Origin of the sequence: Pseudomonas sp. HT11 (genome assembly GCF_044875395.1) — a bacterium.
Taxonomy (GTDB): domain Bacteria; phylum Pseudomonadota; class Gammaproteobacteria; order Pseudomonadales; family Pseudomonadaceae; genus Aquipseudomonas.
On sequence record NZ_CP173217.1, the window covers coordinates 704,561 to 725,605 of the forward strand.

A 21,045-nucleotide genomic window follows, 5' to 3' on the forward strand; every position below is an offset into this window, starting at 1 on the left:
GCGGGGAAAGTGGGCAGAGTCTATCAGGCGACACAGGTCAAATGTGGGAGCTGGCTTGCCGGCGATAGCGGTGGATCAGACAAAAAGTGTGTGATTGACACACCGCCATCGCCGGCAAGCCAGCTCCCACAGGAGACTGCATTTCGGGTCAGGAAGGCGCGTGTTCCGGTCGTTGCTGACGCTGCGCCACCCAGAACTCCACCAGCTCGCGCAACTGCGACAACTCCACCGGTTTGGCCATATGCCCATCCATCCCGGCCTGGCGCGCGCGCTCTTTATGTTCCGAAAGGATATGCGCGGTCAGTGCGACCACCGGCGTTCGAATGCGTTGGTGGCTGACTTCCCACGCGCGCAATTGCTGGGTGGCGGAAAAACCATCGAGGATCGGCATTTCACAGTCCATCAGCACCAAGTCGTAACGCTGAGCCTTCATCGCCTCGAGGGCTTCTTCGCCATTGCTGGCGGTGTCCGGGTTGAGGTTGAGCTTGCCGAGCATGCCGCGGATCACTTTGGTGGAGATGCTGTTGTCTTCGGCCACCAGGATGCGGAAGTCTGCCGGCACGGTCACCGCTGCCGGCGCGCTGATGGCCGCGCGCGGCTGCACCACGCCTTTGCTGCGCTGGGTCAGTTCATCGGCCAGGGTGGTCTTGAGCGTGTAGCCGGCCACCGGCTTGGCGAGGATGCGCTTGATCCCGCAGTTGCGCGCGATGATCTTGCTCGGCGCGTTGCTGATACCGGTGAGCATGATCAGCAGGATGTCGTGGTTCAGGCTCGGGTCTTCCTTGATCTTGGCGGCCAGTTGCATACCGGTCATGCCGGGCATGTTCTGGTCCAGCAGGACCACGTCGAAGTAGTCGCGCAGGTGCGCCTTGGTGCGCAGCAACGCCAGGGCTTCTTTGCCGGACGGCACGGCGCTGACGTTCAAGCCCCAGGCCGTGCATTGCTGCACCAGCACTTTGCGGCAGGTGTCGTTGTCATCGACCACCAGCACCCGTGCGCCTTTGAGCGGGCCGTCGAGGTCGGAGGTCGGGTGTTCCAGGCGTTCCGGGTCCAGCGGCAGGGTCAACCACAAGGTGCTGCCCTGATGGCTGCCGCTCTTGATGCCGAACTCGCCATTCATCAACAGGATCAGTTGTCGCGCGATCACCAGGCCCAGGTGGCCGCTCAAGCGCGTGGCCGAGAGGAAGTTCTTGCTGTGCAGTTCGCTGTGCAGCAACGCGTCACGCTCGGCGGCTTCCATCGGCAGGCCGCTGTCTTGCACGGCGATGCGCAGGCGCGGCTTGGTGCTGCGTTCGTCGAGTGCAACGACGATCAGCACTTCACCTTCGTCGGTCTTTTGCAGGGCATTTTCCAGCAGGCTCAACAACGCCTGGCGCAGACGCGTCGGGTCACCGCTGATCACGCGTGGCACCTGAGGCTGGATAAAGCTGATCAGTTCGACGTTCTGTTGCTCGGCCTTGGCGCGGAAGATACTCAGGCAGTCTTCGATCAATGCGTTGAGGTCGAACTGCACGTCGTCCAGCTCGATCTGCCCGGACTCCAGCTTGGAGATGTCGAGGATCTCGTTGATCAACGTCAGCAGTTCGTTCCCGGCGCTATGGATGGTCTGCACGTAGTCACGCTGCTTGACCGACAGCGGCGTGCCCAGCAGCAGCTCGGTCATGCCCAGCACGCCGTTCATGGGGGTGCGGATTTCGTGGCTGATCTTCGCCAGGAACTCGGCTTTGGCGGCGATCTCGGCATTGCTGGCCGCCAGGTCGCGGCTGAGGCTGAAGCGCGCTTCGACAATTGCGCGCTGGCGTTCGCCCAGGGCCAGGCTCATCAGCAGGCCGCTGAGGCAGATAAAACCGAGCAGCGTGACGATCAAGCCTTGCGGTGCCACCAGCGTCAGGCCGAGCAGGGCAGGCAGGATGATCAGTGTGCCGATGTTGAACACCACCATGCCCGCTACGAACAAACGTGCCGGCCGGTAGCCTTTCTGCCAGTGGTAGGCCGAGACAAACAGCATGCTCAGACCGGCCAGGGCCACCAGGGCGTAAGTGATGATGTTCAGCGGCAAGGTGTTGACGAACAACAGCAGCAGGCCGCACAGCACGATCAGCAGGATGTCGGCCATCAACAGTTTGTTCAGCAGGTGCGGGCCCAGCGGCATGAAGAACCGATAGGCGAACATCAGCCCGCACGGCGCGGTCAGCAGCAGGGCGAGGTAGGCGCCCGGGGTCTGGACAGCATGCCAGTTCGGCAGCCACGGCCCCACCAGGTTGAGCAACAGTGCCAGGCTCAACATCAAGAGCAACTCGCAGGCCGCCAGCCACAGGCTGCTGCGCGAGCGGTGGTAGGCGAAGCGCGTGAGGTTGTGCAGGATCAGCATCAGCAGGCAGCCGAACAACAGGCCGTAGATCAGCGTCTGGTTCTGGTCGGCGGCAGCCAGTACGGCCGGTTCCAGGGTGATGTAGGGGCGCAGTTCGTGTTCCGACACCAGGCGCAGGTACACCTCGAGGGGTTTCTGGCTCTGGGGCATCGGCAGCATGAAATCGCTGCTGGGCAGCGGGCGTTCCGCCTGCGGCTGGCGGGTGCCGGTACTTTGTTGTTCCACCAGGGTGTCGCCGTCCAGTACATAGAGGCTCAGGTGGGACAGGTCGGGGGCAAATACCCGCAGCACTTGCTCGTGCTTGCCAGGTTGCAGCTTGAAACGTACCCACAACGCACCGTCCGGCTCGGCGGCGGTAATCCGGTCCAGTTCGATGGGGCTAAATTGATTGGTGTAACGGGCGGAGCGGATATCGCTCAGTTGCAGGTCGGCCTGTTCATCAAGCAATACTGCCCATCCACTGCCTTGCGCGGCGGCCTGGGCCGGGAACAAGCAGAGCAGGGTCAGCAGACTGACTGTGAAACCTATGGCGATCCTGAGCCAGCGCACGGCGAAATCCCTTCGTAGGTTGATTGCACGGGTTAACTATGCGCGGGGCGACGTGGGTACGGCAAGGGCCAAAGGCCCTTGCCTAACCGAACGGATAGCGACTGGAGGGCAGCTGCTTATTGGTTCTCGCCACGTTCACGGGCAATGGCGCGGTAGCCGATGTCCGTGCGGTAGAAGCAACCTTTCCAGTCGATTTTCGCGGCCAGCTTGTACGCCTGTTGCTGCGCGGCGTCGACACTGGCACCCATTGCGGTGGCGCACAATACACGGCCACCTGCGGTTACAACCTTGCCGTCCTTGAGCGCGGTGCCCGCATGGAACACCTTGCCTTCCAGCGTAGCAGCTGCGTCGAGGCCTTCAATTACATCGCCCTTGGCGTAGTCGCCAGGGTAACCACCGGCCGCCAGCACAATGCCGACGCTCGGACGCGGATCCCATTGCGCTTCAACCTTGTCCAGCGCCTGAGCCAGGGCCGCTTCCACCAGCAGCACCAGGCTCGATTGCAGACGCAGCATCACCGGTTGGGTTTCCGGATCACCAAAGCGGCAGTTGAACTCGATGACTTTCGGGTTACCGGCTTTGTCGATCATCAGGCCGGCGTACAGGAAGCCGGTGTACACATTGCCTTCGTCGGCCATGCCGCGCACGGTCGGCCAGATCACCAGGTCCATCACGCGCTTGTGTACCTCGGCGGTGACCACCGGGGCAGGGGAGTAAGCACCCATGCCGCCGGTGTTCGGGCCGCTATCGCCGTCGCCGACGCGTTTGTGGTCCTGGCTGGTGGCCATCGGCAGGACATTCTTGCCGTCGACCATCACGATAAAGCTGGCTTCTTCGCCGTCGAGGAACTCCTCGATGACCACGCGCGAACCGGCGTCACCAAATGCGTTGCCGGCGAGCATGTCGCGCACCGCGTCTTCGGCTTCTTGCAGGGTCATCGCCACGATCACGCCTTTACCGGCGGCCAGGCCGTCGGCCTTGATGACGATCGGTGCACCTTTTTCACGCAGGTAAGCCAGGGCCGGCTCGATCTCGGTGAAGTTCTGGTAGTCGGCAGTCGGAATCTTGTGGCGTGCCAAAAAGTCCTTGGTGAAGGCTTTCGAGCCTTCCAGTTGGGCTGCGCCGGCGGTCGGGCCGAAGCAGTCCAGGCCGCGGCTGCGGAACAGGTCCACGACGCCGGCCACCAATGGTACTTCCGGACCGACGATGGTCAGGGACACGTTCTTCTCGGCGAAATCAGCCAGCTGCTCAAGGGCCAACACGTCGATGGCGACGTTTTCGCACTTGGCTTCAATGGCGGTGCCGGCGTTGCCGGGTGCGACGAATACTTTCTGGACGCGCGGGTCCTGGGCAACTTTCCAGGCCAGGGCGTGTTCACGGCCACCGCTGCCAATGATCAAAACATTCATTTCAAAAACCTCGGATGACGCAAATTCTGGGAGCACTATGGGCCGCTTTTCTGTGGGAGCTGGCTTGCCTGCGATAGCATCACCTCGGTGTACTTGATACACCGAGGCGCCCGCATCGCAGGCAAGCCAGCTCCCACAGAGGGCCAGTGCCCGCTTGGGATCAAATCTGTCAGTGGCGGAAGTGGCGCATGCCGGTGAAGACCATGGCGATGCCAGCCTCATCAGCGGCGGCGATGACTTCAGCATCGCGCATCGAACCACCAGGTTGGATCACCGCGGTAACGCCAGCCTTGGCCGCATTGTCCAGGCCGTCACGGAACGGGAAGAACGCGTCGGAAGCCATCACCGAACCGGCTACCTGCAAGCCGGCGTGCTCAGCCTTGATCGCAGCGATACGCGCCGAGTTCACGCGGCTCATCTGGCCGGCACCGACGCCGATGGTCTGGCGGTTCTTGGCGTAGACGATAGCGTTGGATTTAACGTACTTGGCGACTTTCCAGGCAAAGATCAGGTCGTTGATTTCCTGCTCGGTCGGGGCGCGCTTGGTCACCACTTTGAGATCGGCGCTGCCGATCATGCCGATGTCGCGGCTCTGTACCAGCAAGCCGCCGTTGACGCGTTTGTAGTCCCAGGCAGCGGCGCGGTCCGCCGACCACTCGCCACAGGCCAGCAGGCGCACGTTGGCTTTGGCGGCAACGATGGCGCGGGCTTCTTCGCTCACGGACGGGGCAATAATCACTTCAACGAACTGACGCTCGACGATGGCTTTTGCGGTTTCAGCATCCAGCTCGCGGTTGAAGGCGATGATGCCGCCGAAGGCGGATTCGGTGTCGGTGGCGTAGGCCAGTTCGTACGCCTGGCGGATACCGCCTTCAGCGTCCGGGCTTACGGCCACGCCGCACGGGTTGGCGTGCTTGACGATCACGCAGGCCGGCTTGACGAAGCTCTTCACGCATTCGAGCGCGGCGTCGGTGTCGGCCACGTTGTTGTAGGACAGCTCTTTGCCTTGCAGTTGGGTCGCGGTGGCGATGCCGACTTCAGCAGGTTTGGCCTCAACGTAGAACGCCGCGCTCTGGTGCGGGTTCTCGCCGTAGCGCATTTCCTGGGCCTTGATGAACTGGCTGTTGAAGGTGCGCGGGAACTGGCTGCGGCCCTCTGTGCTCAGGGTCTCGGCGGCCTGGTTCACGGTGCCCATGTAGTTGGCGATCATGCCGTCGTAGGCGGCGGTGTGTTCGAACGCCTTGAGCATCAGGTCGAAACGCTGGGCGTACGTCAGGCCGCCGGCTTTGAGGCTTTCCAGCACGTTGGCGTAGTCGCTGGCGTTAACCACGATGGCCACGTCTTTGTGGTTCTTGGCAGCCGAGCGAACCATGGTCGGGCCGCCGATATCGATGTTTTCGATGGCGGTCGGCAGGTCGCAACCTGGCTTGTTGATGGTGGCTTCGAACGGATAAAGGTTAACGGCCACCAGGTCGATCGGCTTGATGCCGTGCTCGGTCATGATGGCGTCGTCGATACCGCGACGACCGAGGATCCCGCCGTGGATTTTCGGGTGCAGGGTCTTGACCCGACCGTCCATCATTTCTGCGAAACCGGTGTAGTCCGCGACTTCTACTGCGGCCACGCCGTTGTCCTGCAGCAGTTTGAAGGTCCCGCCCGTGGAGAGGATTTCCACACCCAGGGCTTCCAGCTCCCGGGCAAATTCGAGGATCCCGGTCTTGTCGGAAACACTGATCAAGGCGCGGCGGATCGGCAGGCGGGTAGTCTGGTCGGTCATTTCAATTTCCATCAAAAGCAAAGGAGTCAGCAAAAAAGGCGTCCGTTTTTACGCGGGCGCCTTTCTGGTTTGATTGAATGCTTACAGCAAATCGTACTGCTTGAGCTTTTTGCGCAAGGTGCCACGGTTGAGGCCCAGCAGCTCACTGGCTTTGGTCTGGTTGCCCTTGACGTAGTTCATCACGCTTTCGAGCAAGGGCGCCTCGACTTCGGAGAGCACCAGGTTGTACACGTCCGTGACGGAAGCGCCCTCTAGGTGGGCGAAATAATTGTGCAGCGCCTTCTCGACACTCCCGCGAAGGGTCTGGCCTTCTTCGCTCGGCGTGTTGAGGTGCTGTTTCAAATTGACGTTGTCGCTCACGGGTGTTGTTCCACTCACTAAAGTCTCGGTCATCATCGTCATGCGGCCACCCCCTCTCCGTCCCCTGTCCCCAGGCTCTTGTAACGCTCGCTGAAGAACTCACGAACGTTGGCGCACTGTGCTTCCGTATCATCCAAACGATTGAAGTGGGCGCGAAACTCCCTGGCGCCCGGCAAGGTTGCGAGATACCAGCCGACATGCTTGCGAGCAATGCGTACTCCCATCACGTCTCCATAGAAGGCGTGCAGGGCGGCCAGATGCTCTAGCAGAATACGTTCCACCTCGATCAGCTCCGGTGCCGGCATGACTTCGCCAGTACGCAGAAAGTGCTCGATCTCACGAAAAATCCATGGCCGCCCCTGGGCGGCCCGGCCAATCAACAAGCCATCGGCGCCGGTTGCGTGCAGCACGCGCCGGGCTTTCTCGGCTGAGTCGATGTCGCCATTGGCAAAGACCGGGATCGACACCGCCTGCTTGATCGCGGCAATGGTGTCGTACTCGGCTTCACCGGTGTAAAGGTCGGCGCGGGTGCGGCCATGCACCGCCAGCGCTGTAATGCCTGCCTGTTCGGCGATCTTCGCCACCGTCAGGCCGTTCTTGTTGTCCCGGTCCCAGCCGGTACGAATCTTCAGGGTGACCGGCACATCCACTGCGGCGACAACGGCCTGCAGGATCTCGGCTACCAATTGCTCATCTTTCAACAGGGCGGAACCGGCGGCCTTGTTGCAGACCTTCTTGGCCGGGCAGCCCATGTTGATGTCGATGATCTGTGCGCCCAACTCCACGTTGGCCCTGGCCGCGTCCGCGAGCATCTGTGCATCGCCACCGGCGATCTGTACCGAGCGCGGCTCGGGATCACCTTCGTGGATCATGCGCATCCGCGATTTGCGGGTGTTCCACAAGCTCATGTCGCTGGTGACCATTTCAGAGACTACTAGACCCGCGCCCAAACGCTTGCACAGCTGACGAAAGGGCTGGTCGGTGACGCCCGCCATCGGGGCGAGGATCAAGCCGTTTTGCAATGTGTATGGGCCGATGCGTACCGCCGACATAGGACTTCCCTGTTGTGGGGCCGGATCATTAGAGTTCGAAAAAGGGTTGGCATGATACCCGCTCTCGATGACTGGATAAAGGCTGAATTGGATAAAATCTGAACAGTTATTTCTTTATCGCGGTCGGTTTGGTTGCGCAGCGCCCAGTCAATTATCTGCCGTCAAACCTCGGCGTGCGCGGCGCCTCACTCGGGCGAGTGGAAACTCAGGCTGTAATTCACGGCTTTATTGCCTGGATCGAGGATATCCAGGGAAATATGGATGGGTGTCTGCGAAGGCATTTCGCTCACCCCGGCCAGCTCACCACTGAGGTATTCAGCCGGTTTGAAGCGACGACTGGCAATCAGGCCGCCGTTCAAATCGGCAAAGCGCAGCTCCAGCAGCGGGAAGGGCTGTGAGAACGTCGCGCGGTTATAGATGATTGCGTCCACCACCAGCGCCCCGGCGAACTCGGGATTGCTGCGCACCACCAGGTTGCTGCTCTTGATGTGGGTAATATCGACCCGTGATGGCACGGTGCAACCGAGGGTTGGGCACAGTTGCTGGAACCACGGGCGATAGGCGTCCTGGCGAGCCAGGTCGTCGAATTGATAGGCGATGTACTGGCCCGCCAGGCCCGCGGCGGCCAGCAGCACCAGGAGTATCCAGATGAGGCGACGGCCCCAGCTCGTCGGACGTTTCTGCGCATACAGGTGCAGCGGGTCGTCTTCCAGGTCCTGAAGTACATCGTCGTGAACGCTGGTTTCTGTGCGCGCACGCTTGCGCCGCGGTTGCGGGCGGTCTTCGGGTTCCGGCGCGTCCGCTGCAGCCGTCAGCGGCGTGAACGGCGGGTCGAGGTCGTCTTCGTCGTCGTCAGGTGGAGAACGCAGCGGGGGCTCATCGTCGATATCGTCGATGTTGAACGACATCGATGGCTCGGTGCGCTGCTTGGTCGCAGGCGTCCTGGCCGGTTCAGGCGCGTCTTCGCTTGGTTGGGTGCGCTCTTCGGGCGGCTCGCTGAACAGGCTGGCGGCCCATTTTTCTTCTTCGGCCTTGACGGTGTCGCGGCTGGCGCTGAGGGCATCTTCCTTTTGCCGGCGCTCGCTGCTCGCCTGGCGACGCTCCGCGCCGGGCGGTTGCGTGTGTTGAATCTCGCGGCGTTCAAGCTTGGCCAGTTCTTCGTCCAGGTCCAGGTTGTCCAGGTCCAGCTCTTCGGCGGTCCACTGTTTCTGGCTGATGGCCCGCGGAGCCTGGGGCACTGGCTCAACGGCGTGTTCGGCGACGCCTGGCTGCTCGGGTTCCGGCGCCGAGGTGCTGGCGCGCTGCTCCAGCAATTGGCGCGCGGCATTGAACACTTGCAGGCACGAGCCGCAGCGAACCACGCCACGGGCCACACTCAATTGAGCGTGGCTGACGCGAAAGCGCGCTTGGCAATGCGGGCACTGGGTGACGAAACTGTCGGTCATGCGGCCATCCGATTCAGGCAAGCGCTCATTCTAGCGCCGACGACCGCTGATGCGTACCCAGCCATCACGGTTGGCGATCGGATCCAGATCGAAATCCGCGGCATAGGCCGCAGCCACGTCTTCACCTTGTTCGGCAAGAATGCCCGACAGCGCCAGGCGACCGCCCGGCTTGACCAGGCTCGACAACTGCGGCGCCAGGGAAACCAAAGGGCCGGCGAGGATATTCGCCACCAGCACATCGGCCTGCACCTGGGGCAATTGCTCCGGCAGGTAGAGGGGGAATTTACCTTCAGGGATGTTGTTGCGCCCGGCGTTATCGCGGGAGGCTTCCAGGGCTTGTACGTCGATGTCGGTGCCGACGGCTTCCTTGGCGCCCAGCAGCAGGGCGGCAATTGCCAGGATCCCCGAGCCGCAGCCGAAGTCCAGCACGTTGCAGTCGGTCAGGTCCTGGCCGTCCAGCCATTCCAGGCACAGGGCGGTGGTCGGGTGGGTGCCGGTGCCGAACGCCAGGCCCGGGTCGAGCAGCAGGTTGACGGCATCCGGCTCAGGTGCGGCGTGCCAGCTGGGTACGATCCACAGGCGTTGGCCAAAGCGCATCGGCTGGAAGTTGTCCATCCAGCTGCGTTCCCAGTCCTGGTCTTCGATCACTTCGCTGTGGTGCTCGGGCAGCGGGCCGCCGGTGAGCAACTCCATATGGGCCAGCACGGCGGCGGCATCGGTGCCGTCTTCGAACAGGGCCAGCAAGTGGGTGTGCGACCACAGCGGCGTGGTGTTGAGTTCGGGCTCGAAGATCGGTTGGTCTTCGGCGTCCATGAACGTCACCGAGACGGCGCCGACTTCAAGAAAAGCGTCTTCGTAGGTTTCGGCTTGTTCTGGGCTGATGGCGAGACGGACTTGCAGCCAAGGCATGGCGGGCACCTTTGAAAAAAATGAATGTGCGACGGCGGGGTCGCGAAAGCGCGCAAGTTTACGCGAGCGAACAGCAGAAGACGACTGTGCTGAATGAACACGGACCGAATGTGGGAGGGGGCTTGCCCCCGATTGCGGTGTGTCAGTCTCTGTATCTGTAACTGATCCACCGTTGTCGGGGGCAAGCCCCCTCCCACATTTGGACTATGGACATCTTCAAAGTAGAGGGCTCAGAAACAACAAAGCCGCCCGAAGGCGGCTTTGTTGGGTGGAGCACTTACTGGTTGGCCAGTTTGTGTTCCAGGTAGTGAATGTTCACACCACCTTCGCAGAAGCCTTCATCACGCACCAGGTCCCGATGCAGCGGGATGTTGGTCTTGATGCCGTCTACCACGATTTCGTCCAGGGCGTTGCGCATGCGGGCCATGGCCTCGTCGCGAGTGGCGCCCCAGGTGATCAGCTTGCCGATCAGCGAGTCGTAGTTGGACGGAACCTTGTAGCCGCTGTACAGGTGCGAATCGACGCGAACGCCGTTGCCGCCCGGAGCATGGAAATGCTTGACCAGGCCTGGACTTGGGATAAAGGTTTTCGGGTCTTCGGCGTTGATCCGGCACTCCAGGGAGTGGCCGTGGATCTTCACGTCGTCCTGGGTAAACGACAGCGTGTTGCCAGCGGCGATGCTCAGCATCTCCTTGACGATATCGATGCCGGTGACCATCTCCGACACCGGGTGCTCTACCTGCACACGAGTGTTCATCTCGATGAAGTAGAAGCGGCCGTTCTCGTAGAGGAACTCGAACGTACCGGCGCCACGGTAGTTGATGTCGATGCACGCCTTGACGCAACGAGCCAGTACTTCCTGGCGCGCGGTTTCATCCAGGCCGGGTGCCGGCGCTTCTTCCAGTACCTTCTGGTGACGGCGCTGCAGCGAGCAATCGCGGTCGCCCAGGTGGATGGCGTGGCCCTGGCCGTCGGACAGTACCTGCACTTCCACGTGACGTGGGTTGGTCAGGTACTTCTCCAGATAGACCATCGGGTTGCCGAACCAGGCAGCCGCTTCGGAGCGGGTCTGCTTGGCGGCTTCGATCAGGTCTTCTTCCTTGTGCACCACGCGCATGCCGCGACCACCACCGCCACCGGCGGCCTTGATGATCACCGGGTAACCGACTTCGCGACCAATGCGCAGCGCGGTTGCCTCGTCTTCAGGCAGTGGGCCATCGGAGCCTGGAACGGTTGGCACGCCGGCAGCGATCATGGCGTCCTTGGCCGATACCTTGTCGCCCATCAGGCGAATGGTTTCGGCTTTCGGGCCAATGAAGGCAAACCCGGATTTTTCCACTTGTTCGGCGAAGTCGGCGTTTTCCGCAAGGAAGCCGTAGCCTGGGTGGATGCCATCAGCGCCGGTCACTTCAGCGGCCGCGATGATGTTGGAGACCTTCAGGTACGAGTTGGTCGCCAGTGGCGGGCCGATGCAGATGCTCTCGTCCGCCAGTTTCACGTGCATCAATTCCGTATCGGCCGTCGAGTAAACAGCGACGGTCTTGATGCCCTCTTCCTTACAGGCGCGCAGGATACGCAGCGCGATCTCGCCGCGGTTGGCGATCAGGACTTTTTGCAGTTTCTTCGCAGGTTTCAACATCGAAGGCGCTCCGCGGTTCAAACGATGGTGAACAGCGGCTGGTCGTACTCAACCGGCTGACCGTTTTCTACCAGGATGGATTCGATGACGCCGGCTTTTTCAGCAGTGATGTGGTTCATCATCTTCATCGCTTCAACGATGCAGATGGTGTCGCCCACTTTCACGGTTGCGCCGACTTCAACGAAGGCTGGCGAGGTCGGTGCCGGGGTGCGGTAGAACGTACCGACCATTGGCGACTTGACCACGAAGCCGTTCAGTACAGGCGCGGCAGGTGCGGCTGGAGCAGCGGCAGCAGGTGCGGCGGCTGGCGCAGCAGCGGCCGGAGCCGGTGCTTGCATCTGAGGTGCGTAGAACTGTTGAGCCGGGGTCTTGCTGTGACGGCTGATCCGTACGGACTCTTCGCCTTCCTTGATTTCCAGCTCGTCGATACCGGATTCTTCCAGCAGTTCGATCAGTTTCTTAACTTTACGGATATCCATGAATCATCAACTCCCAAGGGTCGGTCAGGGGCGCTTGGCCGGTTGTTCAATGTGTTCCAGGGCGGCCTCCAGGGCCAGTCGGTAACCGCTGGCGCCAAGGCCGCAGATCACGCCTACTGCTACGTCGGAGAAGTAGGAGTGATGGCGGAAAGCTTCGCGTTTGTGCACGTTGGACAGATGCACTTCGATGAATGGGATGCTCACCGCCAGCAGCGCGTCACGTAATGCAACACTCGTGTGCGTAAAAGCGGCGGGATTGATCAGGATAAAGTCCACGCCTTCGCCGCGCGCGGCATGGATGCGATCAATCAATTCGTACTCGGCATTGCTTTGCAGGTAGAGCAAATGGTGGCCGGCCTCACGCGCCCGTCGTTCAAGATCGAGGTTGATCTGATCGAGGGTGACTGCCCCGTAGACGCCCGGTTCGCGGGTGCCGAGCAGGTTCAGGTTGGGTCCGTGAAGAACCAGTAAGGTCGCCATCGGCTGTTCCTTGTTATTGATGTGGGTACGTCAGAACCCGGCGACTATGCCGCAAAGCCTTTGTGACTGTCCAGTTCTATGCAGTAGGCAGCACGATTAGCGATGATTGCGCAAAATTTGTGACTGGGGTGCAGTATCCAGTCATTGGCAACACTGTCTTGAATACTGTGGATGTCAAATGTGGGAGGGGGCTTGCCCCCGATGCGCTGCATCAGGCAACACATGCAGTGAGTGACACACTGTCATCGGGGGCAAGCCCCCTCCCACTTTTTGCTCTCCATATGGCAGGAGATGGGCTCAAACCCGGAACGCCTGAACCGCCGTATTGAGCTGCCCACCCAGCACCAGCAGGTGTTCGCCCTGGCGGCGGCCCTGGCCGATGCGCAGCAGATTATCCTCACCCAACTGGTGAATCCGCTCGCTGTTGTCGCGAATCTCACTGACGGCGCCACTCTGCTGCGCGGTCACATCGGCGATGCGCACCGACGTGTCGGAAATGGTCTGGATTGCCCCGACGATTTCATCCAGCGCGCCATCCGCTGCCTGGGCTTGCTGGGCGGTGGCCTCGGCGTGCTCGACCTGAGTGCGCATGCCTTGCACCGATTGGTGGGCGGCGGTTTGCAGGCCGGCGATCAGGCTCTGGATTTCGGCCGTGGCGCCGGCGGTGCGTTGCGCCAGCGAGCGCACCTCATCGGCAACCACGGCAAACCCGCGTCCAGCCTCACCGGCCCGTGCAGCCTCGATGGCGGCATTGAGCGCGAGCAAGTTGGTCTGGTCGGCAATCGCGCGAATCACCGTCAGCACGCCGCCGATGGTGGCAGACTCTTCGGCGAGTTTTTCGATCATCTGCGCGTTTTGCTGCACCTCGCCCACCAGGGCATGCAGTCCGGTCAGGCTCAGGCCGATCACCCGCTGGCCCTGTTCCACCGCCTGGCCCGCACTGCGGCTGGCGCCGGCCGCCTGGCTGGCATCGCCGGCGACTTGCTGGATGGTCGCCTCCAGTTCACCCAGCGAATCACGGATCTGCGCCGTATCGCCGGCTTGACGCTCGGCGCCGTCGTGCAGCCCGCTGCTCAGTTCGGCGAGGGCGCGGCTGCTGCCGGCGACTTCTTCGGCATTGCCGCGAATGGTACCCACCAAGTCCACCAGGTAAGCGCGCAAGCGGTTAAGCGAGGCCTCGATGTCGTGCAGTTCGCGGTTGGTCTTGCCCAAGGCAATCGACTGGCTGAAGTCGCCTTCGGCCCAGGTGGACAAGGCCGGTGCGAGGTTGGTCAGTACCCTTGCCAGCCGTCGTTGCAGCGTGTCGATCAGCAGTGCGATGAGCAAAATCAGCCCGATCATCACACCTTGCATCAGGCGCACTTCGCCCTGGATTCTGGCGTGTTGCGCGCGAACAACAGGTTCCAGGCCGGCGATGGCTTGCTGCACGGCAGCAATTTTCAGATGCGTGCTGTCGGCCAGTGCAGTGCGCAGCTGGATCTGATCGCGAGTGCGTTTGAGCTCGGCAGGGTAGCGGGTCAGCAGGCTGTTGAGTTCACGTTTGAGGTCCACGCCGGTGTCTTGCGCTTCGGCTTTTTCGGTGCTTTCCAGGCCCAGCATGGCGGAGAAATCATCCGCGCTGGACGCGGCGCTGGCCTTTACGCCCAGCAGCGGTAACTGCGCCAACAGGTCGGCCTGCGTGCGGATGCTGGCAACTTCGCGCTCCACCTCATCGGCCAGCTCTGCGCGCCCGCTGCTCACCAGCTTGTCGCGGGCCAGAGACAGTTTGCCCAGGTGCTGGGACGCGGCCAGCAGCGGCGGCAAGTAGCGTGCAGCGTCGGGTGAAGTGACGCCCGTGGCGTACTGGCTCAATTGTTCCAGGTTCGCGCCCAGCTCACGTTCGGCTTGCAGCAGCAGGGCTTGCGGGTCGCCGGCCAGTTTGCCGGCAGCCAGCAGGTCGGTTTTGCTGAACGTGTCCAGCTCGACCAGGCTGGGGCGCAGGTTCTGCGCCAGGTCCGCTGGCAGTTCGTCGAGGTGCTGCAGGAGGTTTTCCAGGCTCTGGCCGGCACTGCTCAAACGCAACGCGTCGCCGCTGGCCAGGTAGTCGTCGATATTGCGCGCGGCCTGATTCTGAAATGTCTGCGACAGGCCAAGGTAGCGCTCCATCAGCAAATAAGGCCGTTCCAGTGCCCGTTGCGACCACCATAGCGTCGCGCCAAGGGCCAGGCACACGGCCACCAGCAGAAGGGTATTCAAATTGGTCAGCAGCTTCAGGCGCATGCGTGGTTTCAACCGACAGCAAAAGATAAGTGCCTGAAGTTATTGCGTTTCCATTACAGAGTTATGACGGAATCGGTGGATTCCGGTGAAAAGATGGCACTTTGCTTTGATGTGCGCGCAGCGTGTACGCGGTTGCGTCCGGTGTCCTTGGCGCGGTAAAGCGCCTCGTCTGCCTGAGCGGCCATCATCAAGCTGTCGGAACCGTCGCACAGCTCCACCAGCCCGGCGCTGAAGGTGCACCACAAATCCTGCGGCTGGGCCGGGTAGTGAATTTCGGCAAACCGCCCACGGATTTCGTCCAGCACCTTGCAGGCCGATTCCAGGTCGGTGTCGGGCATCACGATGGCGAATTCTTCACCGCCGTAGCGGCCGATGTAGTCGGTCTTGCGCAAGCGCTGCTTGAGAAACAGCGCCAGGCTCTTGATCACACGGTCGCCCATCGGGTGGCCGTGGCTGTCGTTGACCCGCTTGAAGTGGTCAATGTCGAGCATGGCAAAGCTCAGCGGCTTGTTCTCGCGGCGAGCGCGGAAGCTGCAGTCTTCGAGCAGTTGCAGAATATGGGTGTGGTTGTACAGCCCGGTCAGGCTGTCACGCACCATCCGCGCCTTGAGGTTGCGCGCGCGGGCGGCGCGGTTGCGCACCGTGGTGATCAGGTGGCGCGGCTTGATCGGCTTGGTGAGGAAGTCGTCACCGCCTTCGCTCATGGCGTCCAGTTGCTTGTCCAGGTCGTCTTCGGCCGACAGGTAGATGATCGGCACGCTGACGTAACGGTCATTGTGGCGGATCACCTTGGCCAGTTCGGTACCGGTACAGGCGGGCATGTACATGTCGAGGATGATCAAATCCGGCTGGAAGTCCGCCAGTTCGGCCATCGCCTGGATCGGCTCGATCAAGGTGCGCGTGACGATGCCGGCGCTGTTGAGCAGGCGCTCGGTGTGCAGCGCCTGAGCGCGTGAGTCGTCGATGATCAGCACCTTATAGGGCTCGTACTGCGCGACGCAGGTCAGCACCTCGATCTTTTCCAAAAGGCTTGAAGCCTCAAGCGTGCCAGTGAGAAATTCCTGGCCGCCGGCGCGCACGGCGGCCAGGCGCGTCGGGGTGTCGGTTTCGTGCAGGCTGAAAAACAGCAGCGGCAGCTTTTGCTCCAGGCCTTCCTGGGCTTCGGCGGCGAGCTTGAGGCCCAGGCCTGCACCGCAGAAATCCACATCCATCACGATGGCCGACGGCAGGCGCTCGGCCAGCGACGCGCGAAAGGCTGCCACGCTGTCCAGCGACTGGGCGCTCATGCCAAAAAATTCAAGCTGCTTGGCCAGGCGCTCGGCGCGGTCGTGATCGGCCAGCATCACGTAGATCGGCTTGCGCATGGGGGGCAGGAAGGTTTGTTCCAGCTGGTCGCCCTGGCGCAGGCCGGTGCGGGACAGGCGCTGCATCAGGCGGTTGAGTTCGGTGATCACCTGGCTGCTCAGGCGGCCGCGATTTTCATCCACCGCCTTGAGGGACTCGCCAATTTGCCGCGCCAGCTGGCCGTGTTCCGGCTGCTCGAAACGCTCGGCAAAGCGCAGCAGGCGCAGGTTGGCTTCGCTGAGTTCGGACAAATCGGTGTTCGACCATTCGCTGCGTTGCAGGCGTTGCCAGATCTCAAGAATTTGACGTGCCTGATGAATTACCCGCTGGGCAAAATGGTGCTTGAGACGCTCACGGCTGGGGTCTTCTGGCTCGGTCATATCCTGACTACTAGTTAGGGTGCATGCAGAGGTCGACTGATGGCTCTATGCTAGCACCTCTTTTCTCTCACATGAGTGTCTTGCGTCAATTAAGTAGCGGTCTGGGCCATTCAGTTTTTGACCTGATGGTCGCGCTGCGTAAAAAGCGTGCTTCATTTATAGTCGAACATCCCCTGCGCGCCACTTTCGGTTAAAAGCCCCGCGCCGATGGGCACGATGGGGTAGGGTTGTGGTCGGAGTGTTTGAACGCACCCGGACAAATGACGTGCATGAACTCAAGTGATTGAAAGGATATCGCCATGCTGGACTGGAAAAACCGCGCAGGCAGTGCCAAAGGCCCCGCCCCTGAGCCCAAGTCGGCCAACCGTAGTTACTTTCGCAACCTGCTGATGAGCAAAGCCTTGCTCAGCGTGCTGGGTTTGTACCTGTTGGTGACCGGCGCCCTGGGTTGGTACTGGAGCGAAGAGCCGGCGCTGTTCCCGGTCCAGCAAAATGCCCAGCTTGCCGCCGAGAAGGAAGGCAAGCAGATGGTGGTGGGCTACACCACCGTCGAAACCCTCAAGACCGTGGTTGGCACCTTGCTGAACAAGCCCGGTGGCTACATTTCCAACGACCGTTTCCCGCCGGGCCTGTGGATGGACAACATGCCGAGCTGGGAATATGGCGTGCTGGTGCAAGTGCGTGACCTGACCCGTGCCCTGCGTAAAGACTTCGCCCGTTCCCAGTCGCAGTCGGCCGAAGACGCTGACTTGGCCAAGGCCGAGCCGCGTTTCAACTTCGATAACAAGAGCTGGGTGCTGCCCTCCAGCGAGTCGGAGTACCAGGGAGGCATCAACTCCCTGAGCCGCTATGAAGCGCGCCTGTCGGACCCGAACCAGCGCGGCGCGCTGTTCTATGCACGTGCCGACAACCTGAACAACTGGCTGGGTGACGTCGCGACCCGCTTGGGTTCGCTGTCGCAACGCCTGTCGGCCAGCGTTGGTCGGGTGAAACTGAACACCGCACTGAAAACCGAAGCCCTGGCGCCGGGTGAAGTGCCGCAGGTCGACGAAGAAGTGGTGGAAACCCCATGGATGCAGATCGACAACGTGTTCTACGAGGCCCGCGGCCAGGCCTGGGCCTTGTCCCACCTGCTGCGCGCCATTGAAGTGGACTTTGCCGACGTGCTGGCCAAGAAAAACGCCACCGTCAGCGTGCGCCAGATCATTCGTGAGCTGGAGGCCTCGCAGGAGCCGGTGTGGAGCCCTATGATTCTGAACGGCAGTGGCTTTGGCGTCCTCGCCAACCACTCGCTGGTCATGGCCAACTATATTTCCCGGGCAAACGCTGCAGTTATAGATTTGCGTCAGCTCCTCAACCAGGGGTGATGATGGACGCTTCTCAAAAGGAGGCCGCGCATCGCGCAGCCTCCGACGCTGAACTGATCGACTGGGTCGACGAGCAGGACAACCTGCTCGGTACCCTGGTGCGATCCGACCTGCGCCAACGTGGCCTGATCGGCCGTTGCACCTTTATCTTCCTGTTCAATGCTGCCGGTGAGTTGTGTGTGCATCGGCGCACCCTGAGCAAAGCCATGTACCCGGGTTTCTGGGACACCGCGGCGGGCGGCATGGTGGCGGCCGGCGAGAGCTACGCCGATTCGGCGGCCCGAGAGCTGGAAGAAGAGCTTGGCGTTGCGGGCGTGGAGCTGGTCGAGCATGACCATTTCTACTTTGAAGATGGCGACAGCCGGCTGTGGTGCAAATCCTACTCCGCTGTCTGGGATGGCCCGTTGCGCCTGCAGCCGGAAGAGGTGATGGAAGCGCGGTTTTTGCCCATTGAAATTGTCCTGCAGGAAGCCGAACAAAAGCCTTACTGCCCGGACGCTCAAGAGGGCTTGCGGCGCTATCTGGCCTTGCGTCGCTAAAGTTGCATAAATTGGCGCTATTTGGCTCTTAGCAAGTCGGCTTTTTGCCGTTACACTGCGCGACTTTTCACCCGAACCACCTTTAAGGTTCGGTAGCGCTGCCCCTGCCTGAGTGGGGCTTCGCGGTCGGTAATGCTCCTGGGGAGCGCCGATCAGTCTTTGTCCTCCCAAGAGGATTGCCGGTGGCCAAAAAAGCCGCATCCTTCGCCGCCCTTGGTGGCCTGGTATTTTCCACCGACGCAGGTCGACACTGCCCGGACTGTCGTCAGCCCGTGGATTCGTGCACCTGCAAACAGACCCTGATCCCTGAAGGCGACGGTATTGCGCGCGTGCGACGCGAGAGCAAAGGCCGTGGCGGCAAGACGGTGACCACCATCACCGGCGTGCCGCTGGCCGAAGATGCCCTGAAGGAACTGGCTACCACGCTGAAAAAGCGCTGTGGCACCGGTGGCGCGTTGAAAGACGGCGTTATCGAAATCCAGGGCGATCACGTCGAGTTGCTGTTGGCCGAGCTGATCAAGCTGGGTTACAAGGCGAAGAAGTCCGGCGGCTAGCAGCCTCTGTGAAACCCACCCCGATCGCCGGTTTGCTGAACGCGAACTGTCGTCTCCATGGTTTTCACAGAGCCTGTTCCTGACCGGTGTCTAAACTCTGTCCTGCGAGTGGGGTCTACCTTCCTTACAGGCAAATCGTCATTTTCATTCTTTAGACTTCGCCAGCCTTACAAGAAGGGTGTGGTGATCTTCGACTTTATATAGGGGACTTCGATGTCCGTACGACGCACACGCAAAGACGATGGCAGCCAATGGACAGTTGCGGACAGCCGCAGTGTTTACGGGATTCGCCATTGGGGGGCCGGGTATTTCGCGATCAATGAAGCCGGTCGCGTTGAAGTCCGTCCGAACGGCCCGAACAGCACGCCTGTCGATCTGTACGAACAAGTTGACGAGCTGCGCAAAAGCGGCCTGTCCTTGCCGCTGCTGGTGCGCTTCCCCGACATCCTGCAAGACCGCGTGCGCCAGCTGACCGGAGCGTTCGACGCGAACATCGAGCGCCTGGAATACCAGAGCAAGTACACCGCGCTGTACCCGATCAAGGTGAACCAGCAGGAAGCGGTGATCGAGAACATCATCGCCACCCAGAATGTTTCCATCGGCCTGGAAGCCGGCTCCAAGCCTGAGCTGCTGGCCGTGCTGGCCCTGGCACCGAAAGGCGGCACCATCGTCTGCAACGGTTACAAAGACCGTGAGTTCATCCGCCTCGCGCTGATGGGCCAGAAGCTGGGCCACAACGTGTTCATCGTGATCGAGAAAGAATCCGAAGTGGCGCTGGTGATCGAAGAGGCGGCCAACCTCAAGGTCAAGCCACAGGTTGGCCTGCGCGTGCGGTTGTCGTCCCTGGCGTCGAGCAAATGGGCAGACACCGGTGGCGAAAAGTCCAAGTTCGGTTTGTCGGCGGCGCAACTGCTGTCGGTGGTCGAGCGCTTCCGCGCTGCCGGCCTGGATCAGGGCATCCGCCTGCTGCACTTTCACATGGGTTCGCAGATCGCCAACCTGGCCGACTACCAGCACGGGTTCAAGGAAGCCATTCGTTACTACGGCGAACTGCGCAACCTCGGCTTGCCGGTGGACCACATCGACGTCGGCGGCGGCCTGGGCGTGGACTACGACGGTACCCACTCGCGTAACGCCAGCTCGATCAACTACGACATGGACGACTACGCCGGCGTGGTCGTGGGCATGCTCAAGGAATTCTGCGACGCGCAGAGCCTGCCGCACCCGCATATCTTCTCCGAAAGCGGCCGTTCCCTGACCGCGCACCACGCCATGCTGGTGGTGCAGGTCACTGACGTTGAGAAACACAACGACGAAATCCCGCTGATCGAGAACAAGGAAAACCTGCCGGAAACCGTGCAGTGGCTGGTGGACCTGCTGGGCCCGACCGACATTGAGATGGTCACCGAAACTTACTGGCGCGCCACGCACTACATGAGCGACGTGGCCACCCAGTACGCCGACGGCAAACTGACCCTGGCCGAAAAAGCCCTGGCCGAACAGTGCTACTTCGCCGTGTGCCGTCGCCTGCACAACTCCTTGAAAGCCCGTCAGCGTTCGCACCGCCAAGTGCTCGACGAACTCAACGACAAGCTGGCCGACAAGTACATCTGCAACTTCTCGGTATTCCAGAGCCTGCCGGACACCTGGGCGATCGGCCAGGTCCTGCCGATTCTGCCGCTGCACCGTCTCGACGAAGAGCCGCTGCGCCGCGCCGTGCTGCAAGACCTGACCTGCGACTCCGACGGCAAGATCAAGCAATACGTCGACGAGCAGAGCATCGAAACCAGCCTGCCGGTGCACGCCTTGAACGAAGGTGAAGACTACTTGCTGGGCATTTTCCTGGTGGGCGCTTACCAGGAAATCCTGGGCGACATGCACAACCTGTTCGGCGACACCGACTCGGTGAACATCTACCAGCGTGAGGACGGTTCGGTGTACAGCGCCGGGATCGAGACCCACGACACCATCGAAGACATGCTGCGCTATGTGCACTTGTCGCCGGAGGAGTTGATGACGCACTACCGTGACAAGTGCGCGAGCGCGAAGATCAGTGCGTCGGAGCGTACGCAATTCCTCGACGCGTTGCGTCTTGGTTTGACGCGTTCTTCGTACCTGTCGTCGTGATCTAA

Annotated in this window: 16 protein-coding genes; 4 read left to right on the top strand and 12 right to left on the bottom strand. The window is 61.5% G+C overall.

Translation table 11 applies throughout. The features are described from left to right. Nucleotides 1–148: 148 nt before the first annotated feature. The 12 genes from ABWL43_RS03045 to ABWL43_RS03100 form a co-directional block, all read right to left on the bottom strand. Nucleotides 149–2,920, bottom strand: coding sequence for a hybrid sensor histidine kinase/response regulator (locus ABWL43_RS03045; RefSeq protein ID WP_145160286.1), 2,772 nt, complete (start codon nt 2,918–2,920; stop codon nt 149–151). A gap of 116 nt (nt 2,921–3,036) precedes the next feature. Continuing rightward, nucleotides 3,037–4,329: a phosphoribosylamine--glycine ligase gene (purD, locus tag ABWL43_RS03050; RefSeq protein ID WP_106577691.1), complete on the bottom strand. Its 1,293-nt coding sequence runs from the start codon at nt 4,327–4,329 to the stop codon at nt 3,037–3,039. 169 nt (nt 4,330–4,498) lie between these two features. Further along, entirely contained in the window at nt 4,499–6,106 is a 1,608-nt protein-coding gene (gene purH, locus ABWL43_RS03055; RefSeq protein ID WP_242199054.1) for a bifunctional phosphoribosylaminoimidazolecarboxamide formyltransferase/IMP cyclohydrolase, read from the bottom strand. An 81-nt stretch (nt 6,107–6,187) separates the two neighbouring features. Continuing rightward, the gene (gene fis / locus ABWL43_RS03060; protein ID WP_002555375.1) at nt 6,188–6,508 is read right to left on the bottom strand and encodes a DNA-binding transcriptional regulator Fis; all 321 of its coding nucleotides are present in this window, start codon (nt 6,506–6,508) and stop codon (nt 6,188–6,190) included. Beyond that, nucleotides 6,505–7,518, bottom strand: a complete 1,014-nt coding sequence (dusB, locus tag ABWL43_RS03065) for a tRNA dihydrouridine synthase DusB (RefSeq protein ID WP_119737806.1) — start codon at nt 7,516–7,518, stop codon at nt 6,505–6,507. Before dusB ends, fis begins: the two co-directional genes overlap by 4 nt. A gap of 185 nt (nt 7,519–7,703) precedes the next feature. Further along, the gene (locus ABWL43_RS03070) at nt 7,704–8,963 is read right to left on the bottom strand and encodes a DUF3426 domain-containing protein (RefSeq protein WP_404486670.1); all 1,260 of its coding nucleotides are present in this window, start codon (nt 8,961–8,963) and stop codon (nt 7,704–7,706) included. 30 nt (nt 8,964–8,993) lie between these two features. Then, nucleotides 8,994–9,872 (bottom strand): 50S ribosomal protein L11 methyltransferase, encoded by an 879-nt coding sequence (gene prmA, locus ABWL43_RS03075; RefSeq protein ID WP_106577697.1) that lies wholly within the window; start codon nt 9,870–9,872, stop codon nt 8,994–8,996. Nucleotides 9,873–10,149: 277 nt separating this feature from the next. Beyond that, a complete protein-coding gene (gene accC / locus ABWL43_RS03080) occupies nt 10,150–11,511 on the bottom strand; it encodes an acetyl-CoA carboxylase biotin carboxylase subunit (protein WP_145160297.1) in 1,362 nt (453 codons plus the stop codon). A 17-nt stretch (nt 11,512–11,528) separates the two neighbouring features. Next, nucleotides 11,529–11,990: an acetyl-CoA carboxylase biotin carboxyl carrier protein gene (gene accB / locus ABWL43_RS03085; protein WP_017738537.1), complete on the bottom strand. Its 462-nt coding sequence runs from the start codon at nt 11,988–11,990 to the stop codon at nt 11,529–11,531. Between the two features lie 24 nt (nt 11,991–12,014). Next, complete coding sequence (gene aroQ, locus ABWL43_RS03090) at nt 12,015–12,470, bottom strand: type II 3-dehydroquinate dehydratase (protein ID WP_016972516.1); 456 nt, start codon at nt 12,468–12,470, stop codon at nt 12,015–12,017. A gap of 297 nt (nt 12,471–12,767) precedes the next feature. After that, entirely contained in the window at nt 12,768–13,316 is a 549-nt protein-coding gene (locus tag ABWL43_RS03095) for a methyl-accepting chemotaxis protein (RefSeq protein ID WP_370004716.1), read from the bottom strand. Nucleotides 13,317–14,782: 1,466 nt separating this feature from the next. After that, a complete protein-coding gene (locus tag ABWL43_RS03100) occupies nt 14,783–16,453 on the bottom strand; it encodes a PleD family two-component system response regulator (protein WP_262208939.1) in 1,671 nt (556 codons plus the stop codon). A 299-nt stretch (nt 16,454–16,752) separates the two neighbouring features. On the opposite strand from ABWL43_RS03100, the gene ABWL43_RS03105 reads away from it, so the two are divergent. The 4 genes from ABWL43_RS03105 (at nt 16,753) to speA (ending at nt 21,040) form a co-directional block, all read left to right on the top strand. Continuing rightward, nucleotides 16,753–17,820 carry a DUF2333 family protein gene (locus ABWL43_RS03105; RefSeq protein ID WP_404486673.1) on the top strand — a complete coding sequence of 356 codons (1,068 nt, stop codon included), beginning with the start codon at nt 16,753–16,755 and terminating at the stop codon, nt 17,818–17,820. 2 nt (nt 17,821–17,822) lie between these two features. Next, entirely contained in the window at nt 17,823–18,359 is a 537-nt protein-coding gene (locus tag ABWL43_RS03110; protein WP_145160305.1) for an NUDIX hydrolase, read from the top strand. Between the two features lie 182 nt (nt 18,360–18,541). After that, entirely contained in the window at nt 18,542–18,913 is a 372-nt protein-coding gene (locus tag ABWL43_RS03115) for a translation initiation factor Sui1 (protein ID WP_005784408.1), read from the top strand. A 213-nt stretch (nt 18,914–19,126) separates the two neighbouring features. Beyond that, nucleotides 19,127–21,040, top strand: a complete 1,914-nt coding sequence (gene speA / locus ABWL43_RS03120; RefSeq protein ID WP_145160307.1) for an arginine decarboxylase — start codon at nt 19,127–19,129, stop codon at nt 21,038–21,040. The last annotated feature ends 5 nt before the right edge of the window (nt 21,041–21,045 follow it).

Excerpts from the sequence above, each read along its gene's own strand:
- purD (WP_106577691.1), bottom strand. The coding sequence starts at position 4,329 with ATGAATGTTTTGATCATTGGCAGCGGTGGCCGTGAACACGCCCTGGCC.
- purH (WP_242199054.1), bottom strand. The coding sequence starts at position 6,106 with ATGACCGACCAGACTACCCGCCTGCCGATCCGCCGCGCCTTGATCAGT.
- fis (WP_002555375.1), bottom strand. The coding sequence starts at position 6,508 with ATGACGATGATGACCGAGACTTTAGTGAGTGGAACAACACCCGTGAGC.
- dusB (WP_119737806.1), bottom strand. The coding sequence starts at position 7,518 with ATGTCGGCGGTACGCATCGGCCCATACACATTGCAAAACGGCTTGATC.
- ABWL43_RS03070 (WP_404486670.1), bottom strand. The coding sequence starts at position 8,963 with ATGACCGACAGTTTCGTCACCCAGTGCCCGCATTGCCAAGCGCGCTTT.
- prmA (WP_106577697.1), bottom strand. The coding sequence starts at position 9,872 with ATGCCTTGGCTGCAAGTCCGTCTCGCCATCAGCCCAGAACAAGCCGAA.
- accC (WP_145160297.1), bottom strand. The coding sequence starts at position 11,511 with ATGTTGAAACCTGCGAAGAAACTGCAAAAAGTCCTGATCGCCAACCGC.
- accB (WP_017738537.1), bottom strand. The coding sequence starts at position 11,990 with ATGGATATCCGTAAAGTTAAGAAACTGATCGAACTGCTGGAAGAATCC.
- aroQ (WP_016972516.1), bottom strand. The coding sequence starts at position 12,470 with ATGGCGACCTTACTGGTTCTTCACGGACCCAACCTGAACCTGCTCGGC.
- ABWL43_RS03095 (WP_370004716.1), bottom strand. The coding sequence starts at position 13,316 with ATGATCGAAAAACTCGCCGAAGAGTCTGCCACCATCGGCGGCGTGCTG.
- ABWL43_RS03100 (WP_262208939.1), bottom strand. The coding sequence starts at position 16,453 with ATGACCGAGCCAGAAGACCCCAGCCGTGAGCGTCTCAAGCACCATTTT.
- ABWL43_RS03105 (WP_404486673.1), top strand. The coding sequence starts at position 16,753 with ATGCTGGACTGGAAAAACCGCGCAGGCAGTGCCAAAGGCCCCGCCCCT.
- ABWL43_RS03110 (WP_145160305.1), top strand. The coding sequence starts at position 17,823 with ATGGACGCTTCTCAAAAGGAGGCCGCGCATCGCGCAGCCTCCGACGCT.
- speA (WP_145160307.1), top strand. The coding sequence starts at position 19,127 with ATGTCCGTACGACGCACACGCAAAGACGATGGCAGCCAATGGACAGTT.